This window comes from Gilliamella sp. ESL0405 (genome assembly GCF_019469205.1).
In the GTDB taxonomy this organism is placed as follows: Bacteria; Pseudomonadota; Gammaproteobacteria; order Enterobacterales; family Orbaceae; genus Gilliamella.
This window is the reverse complement of sequence record NZ_CP048265.1, coordinates 1,867,809-1,883,087: the sequence shown is the minus strand read 5'-3', so window position 1 is coordinate 1,883,087 and position 15,279 is coordinate 1,867,809. Positions and strand designations below refer to the sequence as shown.

General features: G+C 37.3%; 12 protein-coding genes. 3 read left to right on the top strand and 9 right to left on the bottom strand.

The annotated features are described in order from the left end of the window. Positions 1–69: 69 nt before the first annotated feature. From GYM74_RS08185 to GYM74_RS08160, 6 genes are all read right to left on the bottom strand, one after another. Positions 70–465 carry a cytidine deaminase gene (locus tag GYM74_RS08185; RefSeq protein ID WP_220217739.1) on the bottom strand — a complete coding sequence of 132 codons (396 nt, stop codon included), beginning with the start codon at positions 463–465 and terminating at the stop codon, positions 70–72. 29 nt (positions 466–494) lie between these two features. Beyond that, on the bottom strand, positions 495–2,471 hold the full coding sequence (locus tag GYM74_RS08180; RefSeq protein ID WP_220217738.1) for a bifunctional 2',3'-cyclic-nucleotide 2'-phosphodiesterase/3'-nucleotidase: 1,977 nt from the start codon (positions 2,469–2,471) through the stop codon (positions 495–497). Between the two features lie 24 nt (positions 2,472–2,495). After that, complete coding sequence (gene add / locus GYM74_RS08175; protein ID WP_220217737.1) at positions 2,496–3,665, bottom strand: adenosine deaminase; 1,170 nt, start codon at positions 3,663–3,665, stop codon at positions 2,496–2,498. Positions 3,666–4,032: 367 nt separating this feature from the next. Continuing rightward, positions 4,033–5,277: a nucleoside permease gene (locus GYM74_RS08170; protein ID WP_220217736.1), complete on the bottom strand. Its 1,245-nt coding sequence runs from the start codon at positions 5,275–5,277 to the stop codon at positions 4,033–4,035. A 239-nt stretch (positions 5,278–5,516) separates the two neighbouring features. After that, entirely contained in the window at positions 5,517–6,233 is a 717-nt protein-coding gene (gene deoD / locus GYM74_RS08165; protein WP_220217735.1) for a purine-nucleoside phosphorylase, read from the bottom strand. A 55-nt stretch (positions 6,234–6,288) separates the two neighbouring features. After that, entirely contained in the window at positions 6,289–7,518 is a 1,230-nt protein-coding gene (locus GYM74_RS08160; RefSeq protein WP_255556109.1) for a phosphopentomutase, read from the bottom strand. A 584-nt stretch (positions 7,519–8,102) separates the two neighbouring features. On the opposite strand from GYM74_RS08160, the gene murB reads away from it, so the two are divergent. Genes murB through birA form a run of 3 tightly spaced genes read left to right on the top strand, consistent with a single transcriptional unit; the run spans position 8,103 to position 11,214 of the window. Then, positions 8,103–9,113 (top strand): UDP-N-acetylmuramate dehydrogenase, encoded by a 1,011-nt coding sequence (gene murB, locus GYM74_RS08155; RefSeq protein WP_220217733.1) that lies wholly within the window; start codon positions 8,103–8,105, stop codon positions 9,111–9,113. A gap of 30 nt (positions 9,114–9,143) precedes the next feature. Beyond that, complete coding sequence (locus GYM74_RS08150; protein ID WP_220217732.1) at positions 9,144–10,268, top strand: MFS transporter; 1,125 nt, start codon at positions 9,144–9,146, stop codon at positions 10,266–10,268. Continuing rightward, on the top strand, positions 10,261–11,214 hold the full coding sequence (gene birA / locus GYM74_RS08145) for a bifunctional biotin--[acetyl-CoA-carboxylase] ligase/biotin operon repressor BirA (protein WP_220217731.1): 954 nt from the start codon (positions 10,261–10,263) through the stop codon (positions 11,212–11,214). The genes GYM74_RS08150 and birA overlap by 8 nt, the downstream gene beginning before the upstream one ends. Positions 11,215–11,289: 75 nt before the next feature. Here the strand turns inward: birA and GYM74_RS08140 are convergent, their stop codons facing one another. From GYM74_RS08140 to GYM74_RS08130, 3 genes are read right to left on the bottom strand one after another with little or no spacing between them, the layout of a single operon-like run. Then, the gene (locus tag GYM74_RS08140; RefSeq protein ID WP_220217730.1) at positions 11,290–12,405 is read right to left on the bottom strand and encodes an ABC transporter permease; all 1,116 of its coding nucleotides are present in this window, start codon (positions 12,403–12,405) and stop codon (positions 11,290–11,292) included. Between the two features lie 19 nt (positions 12,406–12,424). After that, positions 12,425–13,543: an ABC transporter permease gene (locus GYM74_RS08135; protein ID WP_220217729.1), complete on the bottom strand. Its 1,119-nt coding sequence runs from the start codon at positions 13,541–13,543 to the stop codon at positions 12,425–12,427. Beyond that, on the bottom strand, positions 13,540–15,270 hold the full coding sequence (locus GYM74_RS08130) for an ATP-binding cassette domain-containing protein (RefSeq protein WP_220217728.1): 1,731 nt from the start codon (positions 15,268–15,270) through the stop codon (positions 13,540–13,542). The genes GYM74_RS08135 and GYM74_RS08130 overlap by 4 nt, the downstream gene beginning before the upstream one ends. Positions 15,271–15,279 lie beyond the last annotated feature (9 nt).

Here is a 15,279-nt window from a genome sequence, read left to right as displayed (position 1 = left end):
AGTAGCAACGACAATAAACACAGGTAATCGCTAAAACCTTAAATATCGTAGTGTCTTGTTTGGTAAAAACTAATCTAAATCACTTGGTGAAAAAGACCAAGGTAATAATTCGCCGACCGTTGTTTCTTGTATTTTGCCCTGCATATTAGTCAAAATAACCGGCATATCTTTGGCGCAAAATTCACTAATTACTTGACGACATGCGCCACAAGGTGAAATAGGTCCCGCCGTGTCACCTATAACCACCAGTTTTTTAAACTTACGCTTACCTTCTGAAACCGCTTTAAAAATCGCTGTACGCTCAGCACAGTTAGCTAATCCGTATGAAGCATTCTCAATATTACAACCTAAAATAGCTTCATCATCTTCAGTAATCAGTACAGCACCTACTTGAAATTTAGAGTAGGGCACATAAGCTTTAGAACGTGCGGTTTTAGCCAGTTCAATCAGTTTTTCAATTTGCATGGTAATAATCCTTTGAATCTTAAATTGTGCTATTTATTTTGTGGTTGATGACTAACCGCTGATTGCAAGTCTAATTGGTATACCCCAAAACCTAATTTATCTTTTTCCAGATAATTAATTTTATACAGTGAATTTTTTTCAATAAAAGCTTTAGCTTCATCAGTTGGGGACGACTCGAAACGAATATCCAATTTGGTTTTACTCTTTATTGGAGAAATTCGCCAATTATTATCAACCGTCACATTAACCACCCCGTCTTTTTTGGTGGTGTTGCTAATATAAGCAGAAAGAATAACTCTTAAGTCATCAGGTGAATTAAATTTAACATTTTTACCACCAGTACCCGGGAATGCACCGGTATAGGCTCGATAATTATTGGTCGCAATCAAAAATGCTTGTTTAGGATCAATCGGTTTTTGCTTATAAGTCAAGTTTTTGATTCGCTCAGAATCGGCATTAATTAACTGACAATTACCGTCATAACGAGCGGGTTTAGTAATGTCGATTTCGTAACTAACGCCATCGATCGTATCGAAATTATAAGTTCTGAAATGATCCCAATTTATTAAGTATTGTGGTTTGGTCGATTCAGTATCAATTTGATTATAAACGCCGGCTGAACACTCAAGCCACTCTTTTACCTCTTGGCCGGTAATTTTTACCGCTGACAATAAATTAGGATAGAGATAAATATCAGCGGCATTTCTAAACGTCAGATCGCCTTTTTTAACATCCACAAAGGCAGTTGGATCGTTTTTTCGCCCTCCAGCTTTAAACGGTGCAATAGCAGATAAAACAGGGAGATTATCCAGATCCGGATCACCTTGAATAAACTGTTTTACATAAGCAATTTGCGCATCACTAATAATTTGTAGCGCTGAGGTATCTTCAACTAAAGCTAGATAGCTATTGATATCAGTTGATACTTTACCAATCGGTTTGCCGACAAATTCACGGGTACCTTGATGATCTTCTTTAAGTGCATTGATAATTGTTGTATCAACATCGACCAGCGCTTGTTTAGTTTTGACATCATAAATTGGACGAGCTTGAGATTGACCAGCAGTGACTTGCCATTTTGCTTGATCACCTTCAAGCACTAAATCCACTACCCCTAAATGGCTGCCCCATTGTCCGGGCATTACTGCCGGCACATTGTTAATGTTGCCTGTTTTAATGTCGGTATTTGGCAGTGAGCTAAAATCCTCGCTTGGGAAAACGCCATGAGCATGACCGAACATAATTGCATTGATGCCTTCAACTTGGCTTAAATAGTATACAGAGTTTTCAGCTAAGGCTTTATAAGGTTCAGACGAAACGCCGGAATGTGGAATGGCGATAATGACATCAGCACCTTGTTTTTTCATTTCAGGAACTAATTTTTTAGCCGTTTCGGTAATATCTTTAACTTCGACTTTCCCTTCTAAATTTAACTTATCCCATTGCATAATTTGGGGCGGAACAAAGCCAATATATCCAATGTTGACGGTATGTTTATTCCCTTCTCTGTCAATAACAGGCGTTGGGATAATGATATATTGTTTAAAAAACGGTTTACCAGTTTTGGCATCATAGACATTGGCGTTAATATAAGGGAATTTAGCGCCGGCTAGGCTTTTTTGTAAAAAATCTAAGCCGAAATTAAACTCGTGATTACCAATGTTTCCAACAACATAATCCAGCGTGTTCATCGCTTTATAAACTGGGTGTATCTCGCCGTCTTTCAGTCCTTTTTTGACTGCATAATCAGCCATAGGACTGCCTTGAATTAAATCACCGTTATCGACCAATACGCTGTTTTTTACTTCACTTCGAGCTTGATGAATCAAATTAGCGGTTTTAGCTAATCCAAAGGTATCAATAGATTGGTCTTTAAAATAATCATAATTCATCATGTTGCCGTGCAGATCGGTTGTTTCAATAATTCTTAAATCAACCGTTGCGGCATGGAGAGCGCCAGAAACGAATAGTGTTAGTAAGGTTAAAGTTAATTTGTTTTTGGTCATGTACATCTCCTTTTCGCAATATTGTTATTCATTAACAAGTACTAATAATCTATTTTGATATTTGATAAATCGCTCAATTATGGCGGGGTGATATTGATGATTGTTGATTGCCAATTGTAAACAATGCTTATCATTTTCGGTAAAAAATGACAGTGCTAAATCGGTTAATCGCATTTTTTCCGCATCTTCAACAAAAGCGGCATCGATACCGCATAGCGTAATATCGAGTAATTCCAATCGAGTAAAGTTAAAAATCGATTGCGCCAAATGGTACTCTTTTTCAATATCAGTACCAAAAATGCCGGCATCATCAGTATTTAAGGTAATAGGCACGCCTTTATCATAAAGTTGTCGTACCGGATGATTGTGGATATCACCATGTAATTCATTGACTAAAATTCGGTTACTGGTAAGGGCGATTTCGAGTGTGATTTTTTTGCTGACTAACTCATCAATGAGTTTTTGATCTTCAATGGCACGAATACCATGCCCGATTCGGTCTGCACCATGTTTCAGTGCTTGAATAATACTTTCAGCACAATCAATCTCACCAGCATGATAAGATTTTTTTAAATTCAATTTAGACGCAAGTTGATGAGCCTTTTCAAAATCATCAAAATGGCCGGCTTTCTCATTACCAGCGATATTAAATCCGGTAATAAATGGATGAGGATTATTTTCAATAAATTGTAGTGTATCGTACACCACATCAACACCTAGATGACGTACGCCAATTACATGGTATCTGACAGTAATATTATGTTCTTTTTGAACATCAATAATCGCCTTATCCATTTGTTTTAGTGTTTGATGAAATCTTTGTTGATCCCAAATGACTTGATTATCGGTGTGCGTTGCACAGATATGATAGGGTGACAAAAACAGTTCGCAGTATATTAAACCTTGTTTAGCATTTCTGCTTAGAAAATCATAAGTAATGAGGTAGTAATCTTCGGGCGTTTTGACGAAATTTGAAACAGTGTCGTAGGTTTGAATAAATTGAACAAAATCAGTTTCATCATATTGATAGCGACCATTTTTATATTCATTTTTATCGTATTGGCCGGGTTGATAACATAAAGATTGGGGAAAAGGGAGATGATTTTTATCGGCTAATTTTTTAGCCATAAAAGGGGTAATGCTACCTTCGACATGTTCGTGGAGTATGACTTTAGGAACTATTTGCTTATTCATCGAGTATTTATCTATTTAAGTAAACTTCTTAAGTACTTAGAATAGTGAAAATTAAGTACTAACTAAGTGGCTTTTGTCACGATTAATCGCCAATTGCAATCTTGTGATATTTTACCTTGATATGGGGTATCTTTTCCATACATTTTGTGTGACTTAACGCTATTTTTGTGAAGCAGGTTGGTTTTTTTGAGAGCTGGCAACAATCATGATTGCTACCAGCATATTGGTACTAAGTTTAGTTGTATCTCAATATTTTATACATTAGCTAGCCATTTATTTTTTGTTACATTGGTTTAACAATGAAATGGCTAACGCTGTATAAGCATAAGTAAGTTTTTAGGCTTACCTCAGTATATTAATTGGCAGCTTAAGCGGTTTTTTGCTCTGCACTGTCATTTTTAAATATTAACATAAATATAATGGCTAAAACTAAAGAATAGCCAGCAAATACTAACCACACATTATGCCAATCGATGATATTTTCACTTGACGTAAAACGGTCAACAACAATACCACTAATCATCGAACCTAAATAAGCGCCTAAACCATTGGTCATGGTCATAAATAAGCCTTGCGCACTATTGCGGATACTGGTTGAAACGGTTTTTTCAACATACATTGAGCCAGAAATATTATAAAAATCGAAAGCACAACCATAAACTATCATCGATAAAAGCAATAAAATAAAGCCAAATGGCGAAGGATCACCGTAGGCAAATAAGCCAAATCGTGCAACCCAAGCTAACATACTAATTAGCATCACATATTTAATGCCTAAACGTTTCATAAAAAACGGGACAAATAAGATAAATACCACTTCAGAAATTTGCGAAATAGAGAGCAGTACTGAAGGATACTTGACCACTAAACTATCAGCATATTCAGGGATCTTCTCAAAATCGTGTAAAAATGGATTACCGAAAGTATTGGTTATTTGTAAAATACCACCAAGGAGTACGGCGAACAGAAAAAAGATCGCCATTTTAGGTTGTTTAAATAATACAAAGGCATCTAGCCCCAAAGAACTTAATAATGATTTTTCTTTGGTCTCATTTTTGGTGGTTTGGATTAAAGGCAATGTTAATGAGTAAAGGCTAAGTAAAATAGAGCTGCCGGCAGCAATATAAAGTTGCATGTTGCTCAATTCTAATTGCAAGAAGCTAACTAACCACATGGCGACAATAAAGCCAATTGTTCCATAAATTCTTATACCCGGAAATTGTGTAATAACATCCAGTCCTTGAGACTCTAAACAAGAGTAAGAAATCGAATTTGAAATAGCGATAGTTGGCATAAATGCTAAGCAGTGAATAAGCATCACAATCATCATTAAAAATGGTGAAGTGATTGAAGCAGCTAAAAATAGTGTTATCGCGCCGATTAAGTGGCATAAAACATAAAGGCGGTTAGCCGGGATCCAGCGGTCGGCTACTATGCCGAGTAAACTTGGCATAAATAATGAGGCAATTCCCATAGTCCCATATACAGAGCCAACTTCAATGCCGGTAAATTCCAATTTACGCATCATATAAGAGCCTAAAGTAATTAACCAGCTCCCCCAGATGAAAAATTGAAAGAAAAATATAACTTTAAGTTGTAACTTGGTATTCATTTCGATTCCTTATTAAATGAGATCTTTTATAACCTATCTATTAACTATTAATGAATAAATTTAAAACTTGTTACCACAGAATCAATCCCGATTTACTGGTGATAACACAATAAGCCTGAGTGACTAAAATTTTATAAGCACTTAACTCGATAAAAGTTGATTAACCAATAGTACCCAAAGTGATAATTTTAACACCTTGTAATTAATCAAAAAAAAATGGCAGAAATCTGCCATTTTTGTTAATTTTGGTTTAACAATACTGATTCGAGCGCAACAGTTATCATCTCTTTAAAGCCAAGCTGACGTTGCTCAGCTGACATGGCTTCACCTTTACGAATATGATCCGATACGGTGCAAATTGCCAAAGCTTTTGCGCCATACTCTGCTGCTACACCATAAATACCAGCGGCTTCCATTTCGACACCTAAAATATTATATTTTTCCATGACATCAAAAAGTTCCGGCTCAACGCTATAAAAAAGATCGGCTGAAAAAAGGTTACCAATTTTAACATTTACATCTAAGCTCTTAGCTGCATTGACTGCATGACAGATGAGATCGAAATCGGCAATCGCTGCAAAATCGTGATCTTTAAAACGTAATCGGTTTACTTTTGAGTCAGTACAAGCACCCATACCGATAATAACATCGCCCAACTTAACATCTGGGCTAATTGCCCCGCAAGATCCGATGCGAATGATATTTTTTACGCCGTAAAACTTTACCAGCTCGGTAGCATAAATAGAACAAGACGGAATGCCCATTCCATGCCCCATAACAGACACTTTTTTTCCTTTATAGTAACCGGTAAAACCTAACATAGATCTGACGTTGGTGACTTCCTTTGCATCTTGTAAAAATGTTTGCGCAATAAATTTAGCACGAAGCGGATCGCCCGGCATTAAAACAGTTTGTGCAAAATCATTTTCAGCAGCATTAATATGTGGGGTTGGCATCAAATTCTCCTGATGATATATCTAAAAAATGTATTACTAAAATAAAACTGGTTACTTATTTGCGGATAAATGATTCACCATATTCCATTGGTGATAAATCAAAATAATCAGCAACACTTTGCCCGATATCAGCAAAGGTTTTGCGATGACCTAAAGAACCAACTGGCACACGGTCACCATAAACAAGAACAGGAATATGCTCACGAGTGTGATCCGTTCCTGGCCAAGTTGGATCGCAGCCGTGGTCAGCACTGATAATCAATAGATCACCCGGCTCGATGAGTGCAAGCATTTCCGGTAAGCGTTTATCAAAATATTCTAACGCTGCTGCATAACCTGCAACGTCACGTCTATGCCCATAAGATGAGTCAAAGTCGACAAAATTTGTGAACACAATGGTATTATCTTTGGCTTGTTTAATTTCGTTAAGTGAGGCATCAAATAGAGCTTCGATACCGGTTGCTTTAACTTTTTTAGTGATACCAACTTGCGCATAAATATCGGCGATTTTACCGATTGAAACCACGGTGCCTTGTTTTTCATCAACCAGTTTTTTTATCATGGTTGGAGCAGGTGGCTCTACTGCTAAATCATGACGGTTACCGGTACGAACAAATTCGCCAGCTTTTTGACCGACAAAAGGTCTGGCAATAACACGCCCAATGTTGTAATCACCTTTATTGAGTTCATCACGAGCGATTTCACAAATTTCATAAAGTCTATCTAACCCGAATGTTTCTTCGTGACAAGCGATTTGAAATACCGAATCGGCAGAGGTGTAAAAAATAGGTTTGCCACTTTTCATGTGCTCTTCACCAAGATCATCAAGAATAATGGTACCCGAAGAGTGGCAATTGCCAAGGTAACCGGGCAATTTAGCACGAGTGACAATATTATCTAATAGTTCTTGCGGAAAACTGTTGGTGGTGTTGGTAAAATATCCCCAATCAAAAAGTACCGGTACACCGGCTATTTCCCAGTGGCCAGAAGGGGTATCTTTACCGGAAGAAATTTCACTAGCATAACCATATGATCCGATTATTTCGCTTTCGGTAGCCATGCCTTGCGGATAAGATCCGGTCGATTCATATGCAGCTTCAATTAAGCCTAATTTGCCTAAATTAGGTAAATGTAATGCACCTTTACGACCTTCATCGGCATTACCTAAGGCACACTCTTGAGCGATATGACCTAATGTATCTGAACCTTCATCCCCATATTTTTTTGCATCTTCTGCGCCACCGATCCCAAAAGAATCTAGGATCATAATAAATACTCTTTTCATAATTTCCTCTAAATCTTAACTACCACTGGTAACATATTAAAGAAATATGTCACCTAAAACCGTGATCTAACGCCCATTTGTCTATTTTATTAAAACTATTGCCAACATGGCGAGACTTTCAGAGCTATTGATGCTCATTTTAGCCTAATTTATAAAAAAGATCGTTCGAATAGTTATAATACATGATAAAAAAAACAAAAAAGATTTGCGCCTTTGTTTAATTGAATATATAGGCGACATCAATCTTTAAATGAATATTATTTAAATTCAATAGCTTATATCACATGGTTCAAAAAAAACGTTATGATACCTATTGGTATAAGCCGATTAAGTGAAAATGGTTTAACAATTGATAAAATATCTTGCCTCGTTGTGATAAAATAGTCGATCTAAATTGTAGATAAAAATTTATCGCTAGAGATTAATTTACGCCTTTTGACAAATTAACTTAAGACAGCTTGTAAAATCTAAAGCCTATCTCACTTAATTTTATAAAGTTTAACCCTAGTTGTTATATAAGTTGTTATATAAATCGGTAGATTTAACACGTTTTGCGTGTTTAGATAAAAATAAGGTCATTATTAATGAAACAAAAAATTCCTAATACTTTTGCGCTTGATGTTTGTGCTGACAATGTTGTAACTGCAACCACCATTTTACAGCTTAAGCAAATATGGGAAAATAATGTACCAAATCAACCTATCATGATAATTGGAGAGGGTAGCAATACGCTTTTCACAACCGATTTTGCTGGCACTATTGTGGTTAACCGTATTAAAGGAATCACCATTACCGAAAACGACACACATTGGCTTTTACGGGTAGGCGCTGGGGAGATATGGCATGATCTTGTTTCGCAAACTGTTGAAAAAAATATTCCGGGGCTGGAAAATTTAGCATTAATCCCCGGTTGTGTAGGATCCGCACCGATTCAAAATATTGGTGCATATGGGGTAGAGTTCCAAAAAGTGGCGGATTATGTAGAGTTACTGGAACTGGCTACAGGTAAAATAATTACTGTCACTGACGGACAGTATGGCTATCGGGAAAGCATTTTTAAACACCAATATGACGTCGGTTATGCGGTAATTGCTGTCGGCATTAAACTTGCCAAAAACTGGCAACCGGTATTGAGTTATGGGGAATTAAGAAATTTTGATCCGCAAACTGTTACCGCCAAAATGATCTTCGATAAAGTGTGTGAAATTCGCCGTAGTAAATTGCCCGATCCGAAAGTGTTAGGTAATGGCGGTAGTTTTTTTAAAAATCCGGTAGTCGATAAAATGGTGGCCGATAAGCTACTTGAAATTTACCCAACTATGCCTATATATCCACAGGTAAACAATCAAGTTAAATTAGCCGCAGGTTGGTTAATTGATCAGTGTGGTCTAAAAGGCTATCAAATTGGCGGTGCAGCTGTACATCAGCAACAAGCATTGGTATTAGTTAATAAAAATAACGCAACGGCGCAAGATGTCATTGCTTTAGCTCGCTATATCAAAAACGCAGTTTATCAAAAATTTTCGGTGCACCTGTCGCCAGAAATTCGATTTATTGGTGCAACAGGTGAAATTGATGTGGATAATTATTTATAATCAATAAAACTATTTATAATCAATAAAATTATGAGACATTCGTATTCATTTCCTATTTTATTAACCAGTTTATTATTTGTCACCATCGCCTTATCAGCTTTAAATACTCAAGTACCACTTTGGTTGGTACGTGAAGATTTTTCGCTAGGGCAAATTGGCTTAGTTGGATCAAGCTATTTTACTGGCAATTTGGTGGGTACTATTATGGCAAATTGGTTTATTAGCCGATTTAATGCCAGATATACTTACACCTATAGTTGCCTTATTTTTGCTGTAGCAACCATTGGGCTAAGTTTTTCAATGGATTTTTACAGTTGGGCGATCTGGCGATTTTTCATCGGTATTGCTTGCGCTGTCACTTGGGTCGTCATTGAAAGCTGTATATTAGTGACCGGTTCAGTGCGCACACGTGGCAAAATGCTAGCTATCTATCTCACCACTTACTATTTAGGAACAGTATTGGGGCAAGCGCTATTACAGTATTTTCCTCAAGATGTGCTCTATTTTGGTTTAGTCATTGCGCTGTTAATGGGATTAGCGATTTTATTTATTTTACTAACTCATTACAAATTACCGAAAAGAAAGCAAAACAGTTTCAATATTATACCGATGATTTTATATAAACCGTCTCGACTCGGTCTGATTGGTTGTATGATAGCCGGTATGCTAATTGGTTCGCTCTATTCGTTAATGCCGGCTTATTACTCTCATTTGGGCTATAGCGATAATCAAGTGGCAAATTGGATGATTTTATTAATCTTATCCGGCGTGATAGCGCAAATGCCAGCAAACTACTGTGCCGATAAATATGGTCGACGAATTGTACTACTGATTGAATCGTTGCTAACGGTGGTAGCTTGCTTGATGTTGGTATTTAATTTTTATTCTGTGCTCGCAATTATTTTATTAGGCACCACCATTTATACGATCTACCCAATCTCGATGGCTTGGGCGTGTTCGTGTGTTCGAAAACAAGAGATTGTGACGATGAATCAAGCGATGTTATTAACCAATACCATTGGTAGTTTAATCGCACCGGCTATTATCGCTTTTATTATGGATATGACCAATAATACCTATTTATTTGTCAGTTTTGCTATAATCTCACTCTATTTTGTCGTTTTATTACTAAGAGAGCGAGCCACTGATGCGTAGCCAACAAAATCCGCTTAAATTAATTGAAATATTGGCAGACGGTAAGTCTCATTCCGGCGAAGAGCTTGCCGCTGTATTTGGTATTACTCGTGCCGGAATTAATAAATACATTAAAGTCCTGCGTGAGTGGGGTATTACTTTAAACTCTATTCAAGGTAAAGGTTACTGTTTAACCTCACCATTGGATCTATTTAATAAAGCTAAAATTGACCACTATTATGGCGCTGATAGTGATGTTGAAATTTTACCGATCATTGATTCAACTAATCAATATCTACTCGATAGGATTGACACGTTACAATCGGGTCATAGCTGTGTGGCTGAATTTCAGTCTAAAGCCCGAGGGCGAAGAGGGCGCAAATGGTTTGCTCCGTTTGGCAGTAACCTCTATTTTTCCATGTATTGGCGATTAGAGCAGGGCATTGCAGCGGCAATGGGGCTCAGTTTAGTGGTTGGCATAGTGATAGCCGATACGTTACGGGAATTATCCGGGCAAGATATTAAAGTAAAATGGCCCAATGATCTTTATCTTAATGATCAAAAGCTCGCCGGCATTTTAATCGAACTTGCCGGAAAAACGGGCGATTATGCTCATGCTGTTATCGGTATAGGTGTCAATCTGAACATGACCAATCCCGATACCGACATTGTTAATCAAGCGTGGGCTAATTTAGGGCAGGTTGATCGCAATTTGCTGGTTGCCAAAGTGATTAAAGCGCTAAAAGTGAATCTGATTAAATTTGAGCAACAAGGATTAACCGCTTTTATGACTGATTGGAATCGTTTGGATAATTTTATTAATCGATCGGTTAAATTATTAATAGGTGAAAATATTATTCGAGGTATTGCCAAAGGCATAAACGATCAAGGTGCTTTATTGCTTGAACAAAATGGCACAATCAACGCCTACATCGGTGGCGAGATCTCATTACGCAGTGATGAGTAACGGGATCTGCCTGTTTCTACAGGGAGACCAGCATTGAATCGATTTAAACACCTTACGACTCAATACCGATTAGTTCTACACATACTTTTTAAAAAGATAATATGCAATTCCCCCTAATGAGAGGGTGATTGCATATAGCTTCCATAAACTTTGCCAGATGATTGTAAAACTGACATCTTTTAAATAAATCTGTTTAGTTAATTCGATAAAGTGACGAACTGGGTTTATTTCAGTTAAATACTGTAAACATTGTGGCATGTTCTCAATTGGCGCAATAAAACCCGAGAGTAAAATCGCAGGCACCATAAAGGTAATAATGCCAATAAAAGCTTGTTGTTGCGTTGAGCAAAGCGCTGAAATAAATAATCCAAATCCAACCAAAGATAATCCGTAAGTTATCATACATAAATAGTAATAAGGCAGTGAGCCTTGAAAAGGGATGTGATAGATCAAAACACTGGCGGTTAACACCATAGTACCTTGTAATGTGGCAACGATAATTGCAGGGATCGCTTTACCTATAAAAATTTGCCAAGTCATTAAGGGGGAAATACGTAATTGGTCAAGTGTGCCTTGTTCTCGCTCACGTGCCACCGATAGTGAGGTGACAATCATTACACCTATCGTCGTAATTAAGGCAACCAGTGACGGTAAGATGAAATTTTTATAGTCTAAATTACTGTTATAACGGTGACGGACAATTAATCCGGTATTATCTTGCACGTTATTTTGTTGTTGATATTGCATAATAATTTGCTGAATATAGTTGGCAGCAATTTGTGCACTATTTGATTTACGACCGTCTAAAATAATTTGGATTTGTGGTGATTGCCCGCTGAGTAACTTACGGGAAAAATCAACAGGTAATTGCACAACCACTAAGGCTTTTTGGTGATTAATGATGTCGGTTACTGCTTGCTTCGAATCTAATATAATCACTTTAGAAAAACTACTGGCATTAGCTAGCCGATCAATTAATTCCGTGGTGGGTTGATCTACCGTTGGTCGATAAATTGCAATCGTTGCATTATTAACATTCAACGTCGCTGCAAATGGAAAAATAAAAATTTGCAAAAGGACCGGTATAATTAAAATAGTGCGAGTTTGCTTGTCTTGCCAAAGTAGGGCTAGCTCCTTTTTAATTAATGTTACAGTTCGGTAGAAAGTCATATTGTAGATAAATCTTAGCATGGTCTTTATTCCTGTAACCTCAATCTAATTGCATATGAGTTTTTTTGAAGATCACCATAAATAACAGCAACAAACACATCAGTAAAAATCCAACATTAATCAACATCACTGAAAAAATATCGCCAGCTAAAAATAGTGTTTGTAAGATGTTGACGTAGTAACGTGCAGGAATGATATAAGTAATAATTTGGATGATAGCTGGCATACTATTAATCTCAAATACAAAACCTGAAAGCATGACCGCGGGTAAAAATGCAACATTTAACGCTATCATCGCTGCATTAAATTGATTTCGAGTAATGGTAGATATTAATAATCCCAGTTGCAAAATAACCCATAAATATAGGCTGCTTAGTATTAATAATAGCCAAAATGATCCTCGGAAAGGCACATGCATAATACCAACCGTTACCAGAAAACAGATAATTAAAGCAAGTAACCCAATGAAATAATAAGGGATCAGTTTAGATAATAAAAACTCCAACTTGGTCATCGGTGTTGATAGCAATGCTTCCATCGTGCCACGTTCCCATTCACGTGCAACGACTAACGAAGTCAAGATTGATCCAATAATAGTCATAATTATGGTTATCGCACCGGGTAAAATAAAATTCTTGCTAATCGCAGCAGAGTTAAACCAGACATGGGAAGTGATATCGACAATTGGCTTACTGTTAATTAATTGCTGTTGACTTTGTTGCTGTAACCAAATTTGCCAAATGCCGGTTAGATAACCTTGTACAAAATTAGCGGTATTCGGTTCACTGCCGTCGGTAATTAATTGAATTGTTGCTTGTCGATTTTGTACTTGTTGAGCAAAATTAACCGGAATAATCAGCATGCCTCGAATTTGCCCGGCATTTAATTTCGCCGACAATTGCGAACGATTATCCGAAAATATGGGTTCAATATATGGGGAGCCATTTAAGACCTGAACAAAATCATGAGCAGGTTGGCTAGTTTGCTCAACCAGCACGCCAATACGTACTTTATTGGCGTCTAAACTAATGCCATAACCAAATAAAAACAGTAATATCAATGGAATGATGATAGCCATAATCCAACTGCTGGGGTCACGGATAATCTGTTTCATCTCTTTTTGACAAAGTGTTACTGTTCGGCAGAGTGAAAAACTCATTTTGACGCCCTCAAGTTAGCATCGTTCACCAATTTAATAAAAGCTTGCTCCATAGTGGCATTGCTTGCGACCGATTGCTTAAGTTGGTTAGGCGAGCCTAAAGCAATTAACTTACCGCCATTAATTAATGCAATACGATCACAATATTCCGCTTCATCCATAAAGTGTGTGGTGACCATAACCGTAACACCTTTTTCGACTAAACTGTTAATATGGATCCAAAATTCACGGCGAGTGATAGGGTCGACGCCTGATGTTGGCTCATCGAGAAACACAATATCGGGTTTATGCATTAAAGCGCAGGCTAACGCTAATCGCTGTTTAAATCCTAAAGGAAGTGATTGCGGAGTTTGGTCTAAAATTGGCTCAAAGCTAAATGCCGTTATCATCTCATTAATGCGCTGTGTTTGTTCGCTACCCATTAAGCCATAGATGCCCGAAAAGAAGTTTAAATTTTGCTGTACGGTTAATTTGTCGTATAAAGAAAACCGTTGAGCCATATAGCCAATGCGCTCTCGCACTTGAGTAGCACTTTTTTTGAGGTCAAATCCCAATACTAATGCCTGCCCACTACTAATCGGTAATAAACCGCACATCATTTTAAATGTAGTGGATTTGCCCGCACCATTGGGACCTAATAAGCCAAAAATTTCACCACGCTTAATAGTAAAATTGACATGATCAGTTGCAATGAAATCTCCAAAAGTGCGGGTCAAATCCTTTGCTTCAATGACAATATCATCAGGCAAACCGGTAACATTCGGCATAATTTTAGTTAATATTGATTCTTTATTAGATATGCCGCCCAAACGATCAATAAAAGCATCTTCAAAACGCCCTGCGGTGGGTTGATAGCTAATATTAGCTATTTTAAGGTTTGCTATAACTTGATCAATAGACTCATTAAGTTTGAGTATTAAACGAATACGATCACCTTCAATCACACCGTCACTAATTTGTGGTAGTTTTAATGCCGCTCGCAATAATTGACGATGTGAAATTGGCGAAGAAAGTAGATAAACCCGATCTTTAACACGTTGAGTCAAACATTGTGGTGCACCTTGAAAAAGCAATTCTCCCTGATTCATAAGTAAAATTGTTTCACACTGTTCGGCTTCATCAAGATAAGAGGTGCTCCAGATAATTAACATTCCTTCGTTCGCTAATTGATGAACCATATGCCAAAGTTCCTGTCGTGAAATAGGATCTACCCCAACTCCGGGCTCATCAAGTAATAAAATTTGTGGTTCACCGAGCAAAGTACATGCTAATCCTAGTTTTTGCTTCATTCCACCCGATAACTTACCCGCCAGTCGCTCGGTAAACCTTGCCAAATCAGTAAATGTTAGTAATTTGTCAACCATTTGTTGACGCTCATCTTTTTTGATATGGCGCAGATCAGCAAATAAATTAAGATTTTCAATAACGGTCAAATCTTCGTACAGCCCAAATTTTTGTGGCATATAACCTAGCATTGCTCGCAATTGATCACGATCATCAATCGGATTGTATTGCGCAACTTTAATTTGACCGGAGCTTGGTGTTAGCAAGCCTGCTAGCATTCGTAATAACGTTGTTTTACCAGCACCGTCAGGTCCAACTAAACCTGTTACACCATGGGCAGAAATTGTGGTTGATAAAGGTTTTAGTGCAGTAGTGACTTGATGATCTTTATGCTCAAACTGTTTTGTTACCTTATCGAGTACTATTTGCTGACGGTTTTGCATAGATTCGCT

What these genes read in the sequence shown, in the direction of transcription:
- GYM74_RS08185 (WP_220217739.1), bottom strand. Translation starts at nt 465, where the DNA reads ATGCAAATTGAAAAACTGATTGAACTGGCTAAAACCGCACGTTCTAAA.
- GYM74_RS08180 (WP_220217738.1), bottom strand. Translation starts at nt 2,471, where the DNA reads ATGACCAAAAACAAATTAACTTTAACCTTACTAACACTATTCGTTTCT.
- add (WP_220217737.1), bottom strand. Translation starts at nt 3,665, where the DNA reads ATGAATAAGCAAATAGTTCCTAAAGTCATACTCCACGAACATGTCGAA.
- GYM74_RS08170 (WP_220217736.1), bottom strand. Translation starts at nt 5,277, where the DNA reads ATGAATACCAAGTTACAACTTAAAGTTATATTTTTCTTTCAATTTTTC.
- deoD (WP_220217735.1), bottom strand. Translation starts at nt 6,233, where the DNA reads ATGCCAACCCCACATATTAATGCTGCTGAAAATGATTTTGCACAAACT.
- GYM74_RS08160 (WP_255556109.1), bottom strand. Translation starts at nt 7,518, where the DNA reads ATGAAAAGAGTATTTATTATGATCCTAGATTCTTTTGGGATCGGTGGC.
- murB (WP_220217733.1), top strand. Translation starts at nt 8,103, where the DNA reads ATGAAACAAAAAATTCCTAATACTTTTGCGCTTGATGTTTGTGCTGAC.
- GYM74_RS08150 (WP_220217732.1), top strand. Translation starts at nt 9,144, where the DNA reads ATGAGACATTCGTATTCATTTCCTATTTTATTAACCAGTTTATTATTT.
- birA (WP_220217731.1), top strand. Translation starts at nt 10,261, where the DNA reads ATGCGTAGCCAACAAAATCCGCTTAAATTAATTGAAATATTGGCAGAC.
- GYM74_RS08140 (WP_220217730.1), bottom strand. Translation starts at nt 12,405, where the DNA reads ATGCTAAGATTTATCTACAATATGACTTTCTACCGAACTGTAACATTA.
- GYM74_RS08135 (WP_220217729.1), bottom strand. Translation starts at nt 13,543, where the DNA reads ATGAGTTTTTCACTCTGCCGAACAGTAACACTTTGTCAAAAAGAGATG.
- GYM74_RS08130 (WP_220217728.1), bottom strand. Translation starts at nt 15,270, where the DNA reads ATGCAAAACCGTCAGCAAATAGTACTCGATAAGGTAACAAAACAGTTT.